Genomic DNA, 15,117 nt, shown 5'->3' on the forward strand with positions numbered 1-15,117 from the left:
ACGCCATGAAACGATTAGCTCTGATGTTACTGACGCTGGGCATGAACGTGCAGGCGGCAACCCTGACCTTAAACGAGGCCCGGGCGCAGGGGCGTGTCGGGGAAACCCTGAGCGGGTATCTTGCCCCGGTGAAACAAGACCCCGAAACGCTGGCGCTGGTGAGCCGCATCAACGCGGCGCGTACGGAAAGCTACCAGAAGCTGGCGGACAGCAATAACCTGCCGGTTGATGAAGTGGCGAAGATGGCCGGGCAAAAGCTGGTGGCCCGCGCGCAGCCGGGAGAATACGTGAAGGGCATTAACGGAAAATGGCTGAAGAAGTAATCAGCGAAAGCGCTTGCGGTACTCGCCCGGTGAGACGCCAAAACGCTGCTTAAACGCCGTTGAAAAATGGCTATGGTCGGCAAACCCCCAGCTGTAGCCAATTCCCGCCAGCTTTTCCTCGTCGCTGGCGGAGCGCAACACCTGCGCACACAGATCCAGCCGACGATTTTTGATGTACTGCGCCACCACCAGCCCCTTATCGGCAAACATGCGGTACAGGCTGCGCACCGACATGCCGCTCTCTGCGGCAATCCATTCCGGACGCAGGGATTCCGACTGAATATGGTCATCAATCAGCGACAGAACGTTCCTGAACTGGCGCTCCTTACGCGGCTGCACCGCGTCACGCTGCTGAAACGCCGGGCGGAGCAGGCAGATCATCGCTTCCAGCGCGGCTTCGCTCTCCCGGTCACTCAGGTTGGCATTTCCCATGCTCTCCAGCAGCAGGCGATGGCTTAGCTGTACGGTTGGCAACGAGCGGGAGAGCGCGAGGGCGCAGCTTACCTCCTGAAAACGACACTGTTGCTCAATAATCTGACGGGGAACCAGCAGGGAAATCTGACGGGATTTTTGCTGCCAGTTGATGGAGCAGGGACGAGCGGCATCAAGAAGCGTAATGTCGCCGGCGTTCAGCACCGCGCGGCGATCGTCCTGCTCAATCTGCGCGCTGCCTTCAAGCTGGAACACGGTATAAAACCAGGCATCATTGCTCTGAGCGATCTCCTGACGGGAGCGGAACAGGTTAACCCCGCCTGCGGTGACGGTGCTTAACTTCAGGCTTCGGGCGTAGCTGGTTTCCAGCTCGCCGAAGAATTCCCCCTCTAAAGGACGCGCGTTAAAGCGCCCGCAGACATGGTTAATTTGCGCCAGCCACTGCTGATACCGTTCCTGTTCGCTTACACATGCCATCGTTTATCTCGCTGCGCCATCAATGTTTTCGCATTGTTGCATTTGTGTTGCGTTTTGTCAGAGCCATGAGGCTGACTATAGGAAAGAACACTCACCGGTAACAGCGTTATAAGGCGGAATTATCACGAATTGCGGCACCTGTCACAGGTGGCAAAGCGAATGTCACACAGACAAAAGCGGGAATGCGAAAGGCCTCTTAGACTGCAGTAACACCCTGCGAATAATAACGAAGGAGTACCCTATGTCTGAATCACAGGTCGCCATCCAGCCAGGCGTACAGCAGTTTCTGGACCGACATCACGGGCTGTGGATTGAGGGGCGGCAGGCCGCGTCGGAGAGTGAAAAACGGTTGAATATTTATAACCCGGCCACCGGGGAGGTTATCGCCTCTACGGCAGATGCCAGCGTCGATGATGTCGACCGCGCGGTGATGTCCGGCTGGCGAGCCTTTGTCGCCCGCACCTGGGCCGGGAAATTACCGGCAGAGCGCGAGCGCATCCTGCTGCGCTTTGCCGACCTGGTGGAGCAGCACAGCGAGGAGCTGGCCCAGCTTGAAACGCTGGAGCAGGGGAAATCCATCAATATTTCCCGTCTTTTTGAAGTGGGTTGCACCCTGAACTGGATGCGTTATACCGCCGGGCTGACCACCAAAATAACCGGCAAAACGCTCGATCTCTCCATTCCCTTGCCGCAAGGCGCACGCTATCAGGCGTGGACGCGTAAAGAGCCGGTGGGCGTGGTGGCCGGGATTGTGCCGTGGAACTTCCCGCTGATGATCGGCATGTGGAAGGTGATGCCTGCGCTGGCAGCGGGTTGCTCTATTGTCATTAAGCCGTCAGAAACCACGCCGCTGACCATGCTGCGGGTGGCGGAACTGGCGAGCGAAGCCGGTATCCCTGACGGTGTGTTTAACGTGGTGACCGGAAGCGGCGCGGTGTGCGGTGCAGCGCTGACCTCGCATCCGCATATTACCAAAGTGAGCTTCACCGGCTCCACGGCGACGGGGAAACAGATTGCCCGCGCGGCGGCGGACACGCTGACCGGCGTGACGCTGGAGCTGGGCGGCAAAAACCCGGCTATCGTGCTGAAAGACGCCGATCCGGCGTGGGTGATTGAGGGGCTGATGACCGGCAGCTTCCTTAATCAGGGTCAGGTCTGCGCCGCGAGCTCGCGTATATATATAGAAGCGCCGCTGTTTGACACGCTGGTCAGCGGGTTTGAGCAGGCGGTGAAATCCCTGAGCGTGGGGCCGGGCATGTCTCCGGAGGCGTTTATCAACCCGCTGGTGTCCCGCGCTCACTGCGACAAGGTGCAGACCTTCCTGGATGAAGCAAAATCGCGCAATGCAGAGCTGATCACCGGTAACCGTGGCCCGGACGGCAAAGGGTATTACATCTCGCCGACGCTGGTGGTCAACCCGGATCCGGGACTCCGGCTGACCCGCGAAGAGGTATTCGGCCCGGTGGTCAACCTGGTACGCGTAGCCGATGGCGAAGAGGCGCTAACCCTTGCCAACGATACCGAATATGGCCTGACCGCCAGCGTCTGGACGCAGAATATCAGTAAGGCGCTGGAGTATACCGACAGATTGCAGGCGGGCACCGTCTGGGTGAACAGCCATACGCTGATTGACGCCAACCTGCCGTTCGGCGGCATGAAGCAATCCGGCACCGGACGCGACTTCGGCCCGGACTGGCTGGACGGCTGGTGTGAAACCAAATCGGTGTGCGTGCGCTATTAATAAAAGCAAAAGGCAACCGGGAGGTTGCCTTTTTAGTGTTTGTTCCCTCTCCCGTGGGAGAGGGTCAGGGTGAGGGCATCAGGCCCTGGCGGGCTAGTTTTACAACGACCACCGATCCCGCCCGGCCTCTTTCGCGCGGTACAGCGCCGCATCGGCGCGGGCGATCAGTTCCGGGCCCGCCAGGCCCGGTGCAATTCCTGCAATCCCCATGCTGACGGTCACATGCTCACTGACTTTGGACGCACCGTGCGGTATCGCCGCCGCGCGCAGGCCGTCCTGAATGCGGCGGGCAACCTGCTGTGCAACGTTCTCCGGGCAATTAAACAGGATCACCACAAATTCTTCTCCGCCGTAGCGTGACACCACATCGTCCGGGGTGCGCACGGCCTGCTTTAGCACCTGCGCCACGCGTGTCAGACAGTCGTCACCGGCCTGATGTCCATAGGTATCGTTATAAAGCTTGAAATAATCGATATCCAGCATGATCAGCGAGAAGGCTTTATTCTGCTCAACGGCATTCTCCAGCACCACTTCCATCATCCGGCGATTTGCAGTTTTGGTGAGCGGATCCTGGTGCGCCAGCGCATCGAGCCTGGAGATCAACAGCTGGTTTTGCTGATTCCGCCGCCAGGCCTCGTCAAACCAGCTTAACAGGATAAACCGCCCGCAAAGCATAATCAGCGTGAATACGCTCCAGATGGTGACAAAGCGAAGATTAAGGCCATCATTCAGCACCCAGCTGGCGACCGGCAGGGTGAGCCAGAGCGGGAGCACAAACGAGAGTAATCCCTCCGGGTAAAAATAGAGCGCCGTCAAACCGGAGAGCAATAAAATCACGCAAAGCGGCCAGACGTGGGGAAGGTGCAGGGCGGTAATGAACCAGTAACTGCACATCGACCAGAAGGCACTGCAGACAAACAGCACTACGCTTATCCCGGCGATACGGCGCCAGGCCATCAGAATTAATGCAGCGGACAGTATAATAATGCCCAGCATTGAGGCATCGACAATCCGGGTCAGGTGTTGTGAACCGGGGTACAGCACCGCGCTGTTTTCCAGCAGGATGTGGCGCAGCAGGATCATCAGGGCAAAGCTGACGTTTACAAAGGCCAGCCAGGGCAGGTTCATCGCCAGCCCGTGATGCACCATGGCCTGACGTGTAGGCCAGGTGGCTCGTTCGGGGGGGAGGTTTTTTCTTTTTTCCATTGATGATGTTTACCCCGTCCAGGGAGAAAGAGAAATAAAAGCGGGCGGGTAAACCGCCCGTAAATCCGCGATGTTACGGCGTCACAATATTAAACCAGAAATCAAACTTATCCATGTAGCCAAGCATGGCATCAAGTTTGGCACTGTCACCGCTGATTTTGACATCGCCACTGTCCTGCGCCTGTTTCAGCGTGATCTCCTTGAGGATGATTTTGTTAAGCGTGTCCCGGTTCAGCGTGAGTGTCGCATCGGCGTCTTTCGCTTCGGCATTGGCCGTGTGATTCAGCACGCCGTTTTCCAGCTCAAGCTTATATTTACCGCCATCGCTGCCCAGATCGATATTAAATACCGATTTTGCGTCCCCGGCTTTTTGACCATTAATATGCACGGCCAGATAGTCGAAGAACATTTCCGGCGTCATCGCCCGAACGGTATCAGGGCTTGCCGTGTTTGGCGTTGGGCCTTTCACGACGCCGTTACGCAGCTCCTGCGCACCGGTGAGGTAGAAGTTACGCCACGGCCCGGATTCAGCCTGATAGCCGAGCTGCTCGAGCGCATCCGCTTCCAGGTTACGCGCGGCCTGGTTGTTCGGATCGGCAAAGACCACTTTACTGACCACCTGTGCCACCCAGCGGTAGTTGCCCTGGTCGTAGTCGGTTTTGGCTTTACTCAGAATGGCGTCAGCGCCTCCCATGTACTCCACGAATTTCTTCGCGGCATCAACAGGAGGAAGCTCATCAAGCGTTGCCGGGTTGCCGTCAAACCAGCCCAGATGAAGGACATAGGTGGCTTTTACGTCGTGACTGACTGAACCATAGTAGCCCCGGTTAGCCCAGGTATGGGCCAGCGAGTCAGGAAGGGTGAAATTCGCGGCAATTTCATCGCGCGTCAGACCTTCGTTCGCCATGCGCAGCGTCTGATCGTTAATGTAACGGTAAAGATCGCGCTGACTCTTCAGCAGCTTGACCACATTATCGTTGCCCCAGGTTGGCCAGTGGTGCTGTGCCATGATGATCTCTGCTTTGTCACCCCAGCGGACAATTGCCTGGTTGATATACTTCGACCAGGGCAGCGGTTCACGAATTTTTGCGCCGCGCAGCGAATAGGTGTTATGCAGCGTGTGAGTGACATCCTCGGCAGATTCAATGACCTTTTTCTCTTCGATATACCAGAGCATCTCTGAAGGCGCTTCTGAGCCCGGTGCCAGCATAAAATCATAGGTCAGCCCGTCGATAACCTCTTTCTGACCATCTTTCTCAATGATGTTGGTCGGTGCGATCAGGGTAACGGTACCGGCAGAGGTCGTGGTACCCAGCCCCGCACCAACCTGTCCTTTGGCATCGGGTTTCAGCAGGTTGCCGTACATGTAACTGGCGCGACGGCTCATGACGTTGCCCGCCATGATATTTTCAGCCACAGCGGCTTCCATAAACCCGGACGGGGCATAGACTTTCACTTTCCCGGATTTCACGTCAGCTTCATCCACCACGCCGCGGACGCCGCCGTAATGATCCACATGGCTGTGGGTATAGATGATGGCGACCACCGGCTTTTTACCCCGGTTTTTGTAATACAGATCCATGCCGACTTTTGCGGTTTCTGCTGATACCAGCGGATCGACCACGGTAATTCCTTCTTTACCTTCGATAATCGTCATATTCGACAGATCGAGGTTGCGGATCTGATATACCCCGTCGGTCACTTCGAACAGGCCACTGATATTAATCAGCTGAGATTGACGCCATAAACTGGGATTAACGGAATCCGGTGCTTTATCACCCTCTTTAATAAAGGCGTACTGTTGCGGATCCCAGATAACATTCCCTTGCTCCCCTTTGATAATCTCCTGCGGCAGTGGGGCAATAAACCCTTTATGTGCATTGGTGAAGTCGGTGTTATCGGAGAAAGGGAGTTGGTTGAAAAGGGCATTATTCGCCTGTTGCGTCGCCGCGGTCGCGTCCTTTGGGGCTTCGGCGGAATAAGAGGGACTGACGGAAACGAGAAGCCCAGCCAGAGCAAGACTTCTGACAATCAAATTCAATTTCATCTAAAACCTCTCAGAGAAAGTACTACGTTACGGTGATTAAACGTCGTGTCCTGGCTGAAAATGTTTGAAAAGATGTCATTAGAATGAGTGGTTAAATAACTATAATCAGGCTGAGAGATTCGGCAAATAAATGAATAAAAAACCGGGCATTACGCCCGGTCGGTGATTATTTTTGTTCGTCTTTTTTTCTGCCAAGCGTTGGCGTTTCGTCAAAGAAGTTCCACGGCTTAAGCAATGTATGCACCCATTCCGTTGGCATGATGGGCCACTCTTCCGCGCGGGCAACGTGCGTGGTTCCGGTGGTCATCCAGACCACATCGTCCTGATTAGTGAGTGACTCATTGTCTTTGCTGTACTGACCCAGCCCCGTATCGTGCGTGGAGCGGTTCGGGAATTTCCCTTCCGGGTACATTTCGTCAGGATGGTAACGCGTCACCCACAGCTGTTTATCCATAAAGCTCAGGCGATGGTAGATCCACTCGTCCGGTGCAAACTTCGCGCCCGTGGCTACCGGGTGCGTGCCACCCGCGTAAGGGATGATCTGGTACGAGACCGGGTTCCCCATACGGTTCTCTTTGCGGGTGTTGCTCAGCAGGCGAATGGTACCCGGATCGAATTTCTGCGCCGCCTGCTGTTCTGTATCGATATCGTACTGATTGACCTGCATGGTACTGGTACGCGGGCCGCCAGCCGTGTTCGGTTTCACCTGCGGATCCATCGCCACCAGTTTATTGTCGATGCCATCCACATCCATATCGAGACGGAAGTTATAGATGTGCTGGTGGGTGGTACCGACGATGTTGTGATCGATTAAGGTGCCGTATCGGGTGTCGTCTTTGGCGCTGGCGTCATGCATCGTTTTGGCCTGCACGCCTTTCACGGCTTCAATCCCGGTGGCTCCGGCATCAATGCCGATGGTGCCGTTTTCGTGGAATACCCAGTCGAAGATGTAATCGTAGTTGCCAACGGTGCTTACCCAGCGCACCACCAGCTCACGGCGTTCGGTGCTGACGTTTGGCTTGCCCATCTCCTGATGCTTATATTCAGGCCCGGCGTAGCGCTCGAAAATGGCGATGGCACGTGGGATCTCCATCGGCGTACCGGTGTAATCCGGGATGGTTTCATTGAGCATCACGGCGTTGGACGGCACATCTTTGCCGCGCACCAGCGGGGAGGTCAGGGTGCCCATGCCATAGTCGCCCGAATCGAGATAGGCTTTAAAGTACCAGCCCACATCCGGATCGCCGTAAGGGACGATCATCCCGCCCAGGGAGCCCTGATACATGACCTGGCGTTTCTTACCGTTGTCGTTGTACGTGACGGTCGAGATCATCGGCCCCACGCGGGAGTCCAGACTCAGGTGGAAATCCCAGTTCTGCCAGTGCACCATGTCGCCGGTAATGGTGTAGTTCTTGCCTTCCGGTTCGATGATCTCAAGCGGTTTTTTCGGGGTTTCGATGCGGTCACGGCCATCATACGGACGCGGAGTCATGGGCACCGGAACAACCGCGCCTTCTTCAATTTTCTGGATCTTCTTCTGTTCGAGATCAACCACCGCCACCAGATTCTCAATCGGGTGTGCCCAGTAGTTACCGTCGCCCACATCCAGATAGCTCACCACCTTCAGCAGACGGTCTTCCTGCTTCAGGCCGTCTTTGCCGTCAAAATAGCCGACGGTCAGCGGGGTCGTGATCACGTTCTTCGTATCGCTGATGCCGCGTTTTTTCAGCACCTCAGCAAATTCCGGGCTCTCGTTGATGATTTGCTGCACGGTGGTGAAATCATCCAGCAGCACCATGCCGTGCGCATCCTTTACGGCCTCCCAGCGCAGGATTTTCTTATCCTTCAGATCCACACGACTTTCGATGACGTGTTTGCCGTCCAGCATGGTGATATTCGCCTGACGCGGGGCATCCACCGCCGTTCCGTTTAGCACAAAGTCCCACACTTTGGCTTTCTCGGGCTCGGCCAGGGCAATCTGAGTGAAGCGGGTGTTCGGTTTAAAATCCTTTGAGGCTTTGACGATGGCCACGGCTTGCTTAATCTCATCCGCCGTTAACGCATTTAGCGGATGGGGGCGTTTCTCAACCTGGAACGTCTGGTCGAGGCCGGACTGGAAGACATCATTGATAAAGGTGTCCGAGATAAAGGCCTTGTTGTCTTTCATCACCACCGGCACCGACAGCGCAAGGGGTTTGCCATTAACGATGGCGGTGTTAGCGCCTGGCTTAACCTTTACGAACGCACCGTCTTTCGCAATGGTGAACATCTGTGCGTAATCATCCCATTGTACCTCTGCGCCAAAATCTGCCAGCGTTTTGTCCATTGGGACCATATGCGCCTCACTGCCGTGAGCGAAAACGGGAGATTGCCAGGCACAGCAGAGCGCAACGGCCAGAGCCAGTGCCGTTCTACGGGCAGAAAATGAAGAATTGCTTCTCATCGTAGACCTCATCTTGTTGTGTTTATTGTGTTGTGAGTCTTATCCTGACAGGCGCGTGAAAAAAGCGTTTGCCTGCATCTGCCAGGTTATTTGTCAGTCTTGCCAGGTTAAAAAAGTGCGGGGATAAATCACATCCCCGGTAAATAGCGTTGATGATCAGTAGGGTGATCTATCGAGATGTATATGTACGTCGTACCCAACCGTGTTGAACGAGTAAACATTGCCACGAACGTGGAGATAAATTTCACCGTCTTTTACGGTCGCGGTGGCTTTATCATCATTGGTGACCATAACAGGCTTAATGTCCTTAATATGAGACATAAACGCTTCGGGGCTTTTTCTCGCATCATAGAGATAAAAGTGAAACGTATCTTTGGATAATGAACTTGCCTCTACCCGCGTGATATACAAATTTAATTGCTCATTAACCTTCATTTTTCCCTGCAGGTTTTCATACACGGTGAAAAGATCGCGAAAAGGGTACAAGATGAAGCCCAGGAGAATGACAACCATCACCCCGACTCGCCAGTTAAAAACCCGACCGTCGCGCATAATCTATTCCTGCTCTTATCCATAATTGGTCAACCGGGTCATCACCATATGCAAAGGCATCCTGGTATTTGGCAAATTCTACCGGATCGCTTGTTCCAGCAAGGATCTGCGCAGCACCTGCACCCCGAAGTAACACACCATCAGGGATGCCCGCTGCCGCGCCCACGGCACCGAAATGGAAATTTCCAAAGTTGGCATACTGGGCACGGCCTTGCTTAAAATCCCATGGACCATGGTTTCTCACCATTTGATAAAACCATACGTAAGTCATCAATGAGGCACCGCCATGAAATCGGGCTATTACCATATGGCTTACAACATCAACCCCTGGTGGTGAAAAAGAAGAGATATCGTACGGCGTGGAATATAAAGGAGTACGCATAATTAACGCTCTGCCCAGCTATCTGCGAAACGCAAATTACCGTCGCAATACGTCCAGGTAATCTTGTCATAGCGCAGCTCCACAACTTCAAGATGATTGTGTTTTTCTTTCGTTTGATCCTTCGTGTCATGCATTAAGGGCGTAACGGAAACGACGCGAATATTATCGAGATGCATATTGTAATATTCCACTTCCTGTCCGGCATTGTTTATGCGATACCATTTGAATTCCGCCGTTTTTAGTGTTTGCCCAGTCGCAACAGCTTTCATCAGATAAGGGGAAGAGGAATCAATCTCCTTTTGAAAAACGATGGGGGCATGGTTACGTTTACCAGTGATTTTTCCCGTTAAAGCATCTGTTGGCAGCCGGAGGTTATGCGTAAAGCCAGTAACTTCTATGCTCCCTTCACGATCATGAACATCTACCGAGCCGGTGATTTTTGCACCGCCGTCGTCAGTTAAGAAAAGATATACAGGAATTGCCATAGTCTACTCATCATCCATGTAATTTAGTTGGGGGAAAATTCCCGCAAGGGATAATAACCATGCTAAGTATGTGGTCAATTTTCTTAATGTTTCTGGATGTAAATTAGCCAGGCTATGCGGACTGGATGATGTGTTACCCAAAGCCATCCAGTCCGTGTTTTCCCCTCTTTTTAAGTGTGATTAACTGATTAAACCCGCACGGGTAACAGCCTTAAAAATCACCCTGCTGGCGAGCCACCAGCGTCAGAATGGAGTACAGCGCTACCGCCTGCTGGTGCTGATTGAAAATCTCAACCGCCCATTCGACCACGCCGGTGGGTTTTTCATCCGCCGTACGCTGTTTCTTCAGGGTTTTACGTTTGCAGGTCAGGCGCACCTGAATGGTATCGCCCGGTTTCACCGGCTCGATAAAGCGCAGGTTTTCCATGCCGTAGTTGGCGATCACCGGCCCCACACCTGCATCAACAAACAGCCCGGCGGCAGCGGAAATCAGGAAGTAACCGTGTACCACCCGCTCGCCAAAGATCGACTCCGCTGCGCCAATTTTGTCCATGTGAGCATAGAAATGATCCCCGCTCAGGCAGGCAAAGTTAACGATATCGGCTTCCGTCAGGGTTCGGCGCGGCGTCAGCAGGCTGTCGCCCGGCTGCAATTCCTCGAAGTATTTGCGGAACGGATGAACGCGATCTTCATGCACCGTCGCGCCGCGTACCCACTGTTTGCCGATGGCGGCCAGCATGGTCGGGCTGCCCTGAATGGCGGTGCGCTGCATATAGTGATTGACCGCACGCAGGCCACCCAGCTCCTCGCCGCCGCCTGCACGTCCGGGACCGCCGTGCACGAGCTGCGGAAGCGGAGAACCGTGGCCGGTAGACTCTTTTGCTGACTCTTCATTGAGGATCTGAATGCGACCGTGTGCCCGCGCTGCACCAGAAATAAACTGGCGGGCGAGCGCGGGATCCGCCGTGACCAGCGTCCCGGCCAGGCTACCGCCGCCCGCGCGGGCAAGCTGCATCGCATGGTCTGCGTGGCGATATGGCATAAGAGTCGCCACCGGGCCGAACGCTTCGGTGGCGTGCACCGCCGGGGTCTCATCCGGCTGCGGGCAAAAGAGCAGAGTTGGCGGGTAAAACGCCCCGGCGGCCTGCAGATCGGCTTTTCCGCCCAGGCGAACCTGGCAGCCTGCGGCCACAAGCTGATCCACCTTCTCCTGCACGTCCGCACGCTGTTCGCTATTGACCAGGGAACCCATTTTCACGCCTTCCTGCGCCGGGTCGCCCACCACCACCTTTTCCAGCCGGGCGATCAGCGCCTGACTTACCGCGTCAATCTGGTGTTGCGGCACGATAATGCGGCGGATGGCGGTACATTTCTGTCCGGCCTTGGCGGTCATCTCACGTACAACCTCGCGAATGAACAGGGCGAACTCGGGCTGTTCCGGCGTCACGTCTTCTCCCAGCACGCAGCAGTTCAGGGAGTCGGCTTCCATGGTGAACGGGATCGCGTTTGCCACAATATTCGGGTGAACACGCAGGGTCTGGCCGGTGCTGGCGGAGCCGGTAAACGTCACCACATCCTGGCTGTCGAGATGGTCCAGCAGATCGCCCGCGCCGCCGCAGATCAGGCTGATGGCGCCGTCCGGCACCAGACCGCTCTCCACGATCGCTTTCACCATCGCCTGCGTCACCTGCGCGGTGGCGGTAGCGGGTTTGATGATCGCCGGCATCCCGGCAAGCCACGTGGGGGCGAGTTTTTCCAGCATTCCCCAGCAGGGGAAGTTGAAGGCGTTAATATGCACCGCCACGCCCGATTTCGACGTCAGCACATGGCGCGCCGCAAAGCCGCCTTCTTTCGACAGCGGGATCAGTTCGTCCTCGGGCCACAGCGTGTCGTCCGGTAATTCACGGCTCCCCAGACTGGCATAGGTGAACAGCGTGCCAATCCCACCTTCAATATCTACCCAGCTGTCGGCCTTTGTCGCGCCGGTCTGGGCTGAGAGAGCATAAAACGTCTCTTTCAGGCTGAGCAGGTGCTTCGCCACCGCTTTCAGCATCGCCGCGCGTTCGATAAAGGTCATGGCGTGGAGCGCTTCACCGCCATGCGTAATGGCATAGCGACGTGCCGCCGCCATGTCCAGCCCTTCGCTGGTCACGCTCCAGAGCGCTTCACCGCTGATGGCGTGATGAATAGTACGTTCGCGGCCCCGGCCAGACTGCCAGACACCGGACAAGAAACTGGCTAACTGCTGCATCTCTTATCTCCACATGTTTCGTTATTTCACTATCAATAGTTTGATCATGAATCATAAAAATCAAGCTGAGTTTTAATGAATTGTTAACAATGTGATCTGAAGGGAAGGTGTGCGGCGGTTGTAGCCCTGATGTGGCGGCCTTTGCATAAAAGCCCTGCGAGCGACATCACAAAATCAGGAAACATTTCTTGGGGTTATATTTAACCTTTGTGTAACTTTTAAAAAACAAAGTGATTCACAATTACGCTTTAAGTTGCAAACTAACGAATCATAAAGGTGATGACGTGACGCAAGAACAACGCTTTGAGCAGCGCATAGCGCAGGAGACGGCGATTGAGCCTCAGGACTGGATGCCGGAAGCCTATCGCAAGACGTTGATCCGCCAGATTGGTCAGCACGCCCACTCTGAAATTGTCGGCATGCTGCCGGAAGGGAACTGGATCACCCGTGCCCCGACGCTACGCCGCAAAGCGATCCTGCTGGCGAAAGTGCAGGACGAAGCCGGGCACGGGCTGTATCTCTACAGCGCGGCTGAAACGCTGGGCTGCGCGCGGGAAGACATCTACCAGAAAATGCTCGACGGCAAGATGAAATACTCCTCCATCTTTAACTATCCGACGCTGAGCTGGGCCGATATCGGCGTAATCGGCTGGCTGGTGGACGGTGCCGCTATCGTCAATCAGGTGGCGCTGTGCCGGACCTCTTACGGGCCGTACGCCCGCGCGATGGTGAAAATCTGTAAAGAAGAGAGCTTCCACCAGCGTCAGGGGTTTGAAGCCTGCATGGCGCTGGCGCAGGGGAGCGACGCCCAGCGGCAGATGCTGCAGGATGCCATCAACCGTTTCTGGTGGCCCGCCCTGATGATGTTCGGACCAAACGACGACAACTCGCCGAACAGCGCCCGCAGTCTCGCCTGGAAAATTAAACGCTTTGGCAATGACGAACTGCGTCAGCGCTTCGTCGACAACACCATCCCGCAGGTGGAGATGCTGGGGATGACGGTACCCGATCCCGACCTGCGCTTTGACGAGGAAACCGGCCACTACCGCTTCGGTGAGATTGACTGGCAGGAGTTTGACGAGGTGATCAACGGACGCGGGATCTGCAACCACGAACGCCTGGCCGCCAAGCGCAAAGCCTGGGAAGAGGGGGCGTGGGTGCGTGAAGCCGCACTGGCGCATGCAGAAAAACAACGCGCCCGTCAGGCCGCATAAGAGGAAATCACGATGAGCAATGTCTACTGGCCGCTGTACGAAGTGTTCGTACGCAGCAAACAAGGGTTATCCCACCGCCATGTTGGCAGTCTGCATGCCGCTGACGATCGCATGGCGCTGGAAAACGCGCGGGACGCCTATACCCGCCGCAGCGAAGGCTGCTCGATCTGGGTGGTGAAGGCGAGCGAGATCGTTGCCTCTCAGCCGGAAGAGAGCGGCGAGTTCTTCGACCCGGCGGAAAGCAAGGTCTATCGCCACCCGACGTTTTACACCATTCCTGATGGCATCGAGCATATGTGAGGTCAGGGATGAAAACAGTATCTGCATACGCCCTGCGTCTGGGCGACAACGGTCTGGTGCTCTCGCAGCGCCTGGGAGCCTGGTGCGGACACGCGCCGGAGCTGGAAATCGACCTTGCGCTCGCCAACATCGGTCTCGATCTGCTGGGGCAGGCGCGCAACTTCCTCGCCTGCGCGGCAGAGCGGGAAGGTCAGGGCGATGAAGACACCCTGGCCTTCGGCCGCGATGAGCGTCAGTTTCACAATTTACTGTTGGCAGAACAGCCGAACGGCAACTTCGCCGACACGATCGCCCGCCAGTATCTGATGGACGCGTGGAATGTTGCCCTCTACGAACGGCTGATCCACAGCAGCGACAGTCAGCTTGCCGCCATCGCCGCCAAGGCGATTAAAGAGGCGCGTTATCACCTGCGCTTTAGCCGCGGCTGGCTGGTGCGCCTGGGAGACGGCACCGAAATCTCGTCGCAAAAAATGCAGCAGGCCATCGACAACCTGTGGCGCTTTACGGCCGAGTTGTTCGAGGCGGATGACGTTGAGCTTGAGCTTATTGAGTCCGGCGTTGCGGTTGATCCGCGCACCCTGCGCCAGCCGTGGGAACACGAAGTGTTTGCCGGACTGCGGGAAGCCACCCTGCGCGTGCCCGATGAGACGGCCTATCGTACCGGCGGAAAACGCGGGCTGCATACCGAGCATCTGGGCCCGATGCTGGCAGAGATGCAGTATCTCCAGCGCGCGTATCCCGGTCAGCAGTGGTAAAGGAGAACGCCATGCAACGTCTTGTCGACATCGCCCCCCCACAGGTTCCGCACATCTGGTCCCTGTTAAGCCAGATCCCGGACCCGGAAGTGCCGGTGCTCACCATCACCGATTTAGGCATGGTGCGTAGCGTCACCGCGCAGGGCGAAGGCTGGGTGATTGGCTTTACGCCAACCTATTCAGGCTGCCCGGCGACGGAACACCTGCTTGGCGCCATCCGCGACACCCTGACGGCGCACGGTTATACGCCGGTGCACATTGTGCTGCAGCTTGAACCCGCCTGGACGACCGACTGGATGACCGCCGATGCGCGTGAACGTCTGCGCGCGTATGGCATCAGCCCACCCGTGGGGCATAGCTGTCATGCCCACGTTCCCGCTGAGGTGAGCTGCCCGCGCTGCGCCAGCACCGACACCTCGCTTATCAGTGAGTTTGGTTCTACGGCCTGTAAGGCGCTGTATCGCTGTAATACCTGCCGCGAACCCTTCGACTATTTCAAATGTATTTGA

At 56.1% G+C, this 15,117-nt stretch carries 14 protein-coding genes; 6 read left to right on the top strand and 8 right to left on the bottom strand.

Annotation, left to right across the window (positions count from 1 at the left end; translation table 11 throughout):
• Positions 1-5 precede the first annotated feature (5 nt).
• The gene (locus tag ACQG22_RS10705; protein WP_102752571.1) at positions 6-323 is read left to right on the top strand and encodes a YdbL family protein; all 318 of its coding nucleotides are present in this window, start codon (positions 6-8) and stop codon (positions 321-323) included.
• Here the strand turns inward: ACQG22_RS10705 and feaR are convergent, their stop codons facing one another.
• A complete protein-coding gene (gene feaR / locus ACQG22_RS10710; RefSeq protein ID WP_029882835.1) occupies positions 324-1,232 on the bottom strand; it encodes a transcriptional regulator FeaR in 909 nt (302 codons plus the stop codon).
• A gap of 241 nt (positions 1,233-1,473) precedes the next feature.
• Here feaR and ACQG22_RS10715 point away from each other — a divergent pair, with 241 nt between their 5' ends.
• Complete coding sequence (locus ACQG22_RS10715; protein WP_369706517.1) at positions 1,474-2,973, top strand: aldehyde dehydrogenase family protein; 1,500 nt, start codon at positions 1,474-1,476, stop codon at positions 2,971-2,973.
• Between the two features lie 99 nt (positions 2,974-3,072).
• Here ACQG22_RS10715 and ACQG22_RS10720 read toward each other — a convergent pair whose 3' ends face one another.
• From ACQG22_RS10720 to paaZ, 7 genes are all read right to left on the bottom strand, one after another.
• On the bottom strand, positions 3,073-4,179 hold the full coding sequence (locus ACQG22_RS10720; RefSeq protein WP_029882837.1) for a GGDEF domain-containing protein: 1,107 nt from the start codon (positions 4,177-4,179) through the stop codon (positions 3,073-3,075).
• A 73-nt stretch (positions 4,180-4,252) separates the two neighbouring features.
• Entirely contained in the window at positions 4,253-6,226 is a 1,974-nt protein-coding gene (locus ACQG22_RS10725; protein ID WP_369706516.1) for an alkyl/aryl-sulfatase, read from the bottom strand.
• 166 nt (positions 6,227-6,392) lie between these two features.
• The gene (gene tynA, locus ACQG22_RS10730; RefSeq protein WP_038980510.1) at positions 6,393-8,669 is read right to left on the bottom strand and encodes a primary-amine oxidase; all 2,277 of its coding nucleotides are present in this window, start codon (positions 8,667-8,669) and stop codon (positions 6,393-6,395) included.
• Positions 8,670-8,825: 156 nt separating this feature from the next.
• Positions 8,826-9,221, bottom strand: a complete 396-nt coding sequence (locus tag ACQG22_RS10735) for a hypothetical protein (protein WP_038980512.1) — start codon at positions 9,219-9,221, stop codon at positions 8,826-8,828.
• Positions 9,199-9,603: a polymorphic toxin type 44 domain-containing protein gene (locus tag ACQG22_RS10740; protein WP_072036484.1), complete on the bottom strand. Its 405-nt coding sequence runs from the start codon at positions 9,601-9,603 to the stop codon at positions 9,199-9,201. Before ACQG22_RS10740 ends, ACQG22_RS10735 begins: the two co-directional genes overlap by 23 nt.
• Before the next feature lie 2 nt (positions 9,604-9,605).
• Entirely contained in the window at positions 9,606-10,088 is a 483-nt protein-coding gene (locus ACQG22_RS10745; RefSeq protein ID WP_369706515.1) for an Hcp family type VI secretion system effector, read from the bottom strand.
• A gap of 211 nt (positions 10,089-10,299) precedes the next feature.
• A complete protein-coding gene (paaZ, locus tag ACQG22_RS10750; protein WP_058650365.1) occupies positions 10,300-12,339 on the bottom strand; it encodes a phenylacetic acid degradation bifunctional protein PaaZ in 2,040 nt (679 codons plus the stop codon).
• 284 nt (positions 12,340-12,623) lie between these two features.
• Here paaZ and paaA point away from each other — a divergent pair, with 284 nt between their 5' ends.
• The 4 genes from paaA to paaD are packed head-to-tail and all read left to right on the top strand — an operon-like array spanning position 12,624 to position 15,117.
• On the top strand, positions 12,624-13,553 hold the full coding sequence (gene paaA, locus ACQG22_RS10755) for a 1,2-phenylacetyl-CoA epoxidase subunit PaaA (RefSeq protein ID WP_013096761.1): 930 nt from the start codon (positions 12,624-12,626) through the stop codon (positions 13,551-13,553).
• Between the two features lie 12 nt (positions 13,554-13,565).
• Positions 13,566-13,853 (top strand): 1,2-phenylacetyl-CoA epoxidase subunit PaaB, encoded by a 288-nt coding sequence (paaB, locus tag ACQG22_RS10760; RefSeq protein WP_003857353.1) that lies wholly within the window; start codon positions 13,566-13,568, stop codon positions 13,851-13,853.
• Between the two features lie 8 nt (positions 13,854-13,861).
• Positions 13,862-14,608 carry a 1,2-phenylacetyl-CoA epoxidase subunit PaaC gene (gene paaC / locus ACQG22_RS10765; RefSeq protein ID WP_023621630.1) on the top strand — a complete coding sequence of 249 codons (747 nt, stop codon included), beginning with the start codon at positions 13,862-13,864 and terminating at the stop codon, positions 14,606-14,608.
• A gap of 11 nt (positions 14,609-14,619) precedes the next feature.
• Positions 14,620-15,117, top strand: a complete 498-nt coding sequence (gene paaD, locus ACQG22_RS10770; protein WP_013096759.1) for a 1,2-phenylacetyl-CoA epoxidase subunit PaaD — start codon at positions 14,620-14,622, stop codon at positions 15,115-15,117.

This window comes from Enterobacter cloacae complex sp. 309I3 (genome assembly GCF_050031595.1).
In the GTDB taxonomy this organism is placed as follows: domain Bacteria; phylum Pseudomonadota; class Gammaproteobacteria; order Enterobacterales; family Enterobacteriaceae; genus Enterobacter; species Enterobacter cloacae.

What these genes read in the sequence shown, in the direction of transcription:
- ACQG22_RS10705 (WP_102752571.1), top strand. Translation starts at nt 6, where the DNA reads ATGAAACGATTAGCTCTGATGTTACTGACGCTGGGCATGAACGTGCAG.
- feaR (WP_029882835.1), bottom strand. Translation starts at nt 1,232, where the DNA reads ATGGCATGTGTAAGCGAACAGGAACGGTATCAGCAGTGGCTGGCGCAA.
- ACQG22_RS10715 (WP_369706517.1), top strand. Translation starts at nt 1,474, where the DNA reads ATGTCTGAATCACAGGTCGCCATCCAGCCAGGCGTACAGCAGTTTCTG.
- ACQG22_RS10720 (WP_029882837.1), bottom strand. Translation starts at nt 4,179, where the DNA reads ATGGAAAAAAGAAAAAACCTCCCCCCCGAACGAGCCACCTGGCCTACA.
- ACQG22_RS10725 (WP_369706516.1), bottom strand. Translation starts at nt 6,226, where the DNA reads ATGAAATTGAATTTGATTGTCAGAAGTCTTGCTCTGGCTGGGCTTCTC.
- tynA (WP_038980510.1), bottom strand. Translation starts at nt 8,669, where the DNA reads ATGAGAAGCAATTCTTCATTTTCTGCCCGTAGAACGGCACTGGCTCTG.
- ACQG22_RS10735 (WP_038980512.1), bottom strand. Translation starts at nt 9,221, where the DNA reads ATGCGCGACGGTCGGGTTTTTAACTGGCGAGTCGGGGTGATGGTTGTC.
- ACQG22_RS10740 (WP_072036484.1), bottom strand. Translation starts at nt 9,603, where the DNA reads ATGCGTACTCCTTTATATTCCACGCCGTACGATATCTCTTCTTTTTCA.
- ACQG22_RS10745 (WP_369706515.1), bottom strand. Translation starts at nt 10,088, where the DNA reads ATGGCAATTCCTGTATATCTTTTCTTAACTGACGACGGCGGTGCAAAA.
- paaZ (WP_058650365.1), bottom strand. Translation starts at nt 12,339, where the DNA reads ATGCAGCAGTTAGCCAGTTTCTTGTCCGGTGTCTGGCAGTCTGGCCGG.
- paaB (WP_003857353.1), top strand. Translation starts at nt 13,566, where the DNA reads ATGAGCAATGTCTACTGGCCGCTGTACGAAGTGTTCGTACGCAGCAAA.
- paaC (WP_023621630.1), top strand. Translation starts at nt 13,862, where the DNA reads ATGAAAACAGTATCTGCATACGCCCTGCGTCTGGGCGACAACGGTCTG.
- paaD (WP_013096759.1), top strand. Translation starts at nt 14,620, where the DNA reads ATGCAACGTCTTGTCGACATCGCCCCCCCACAGGTTCCGCACATCTGG.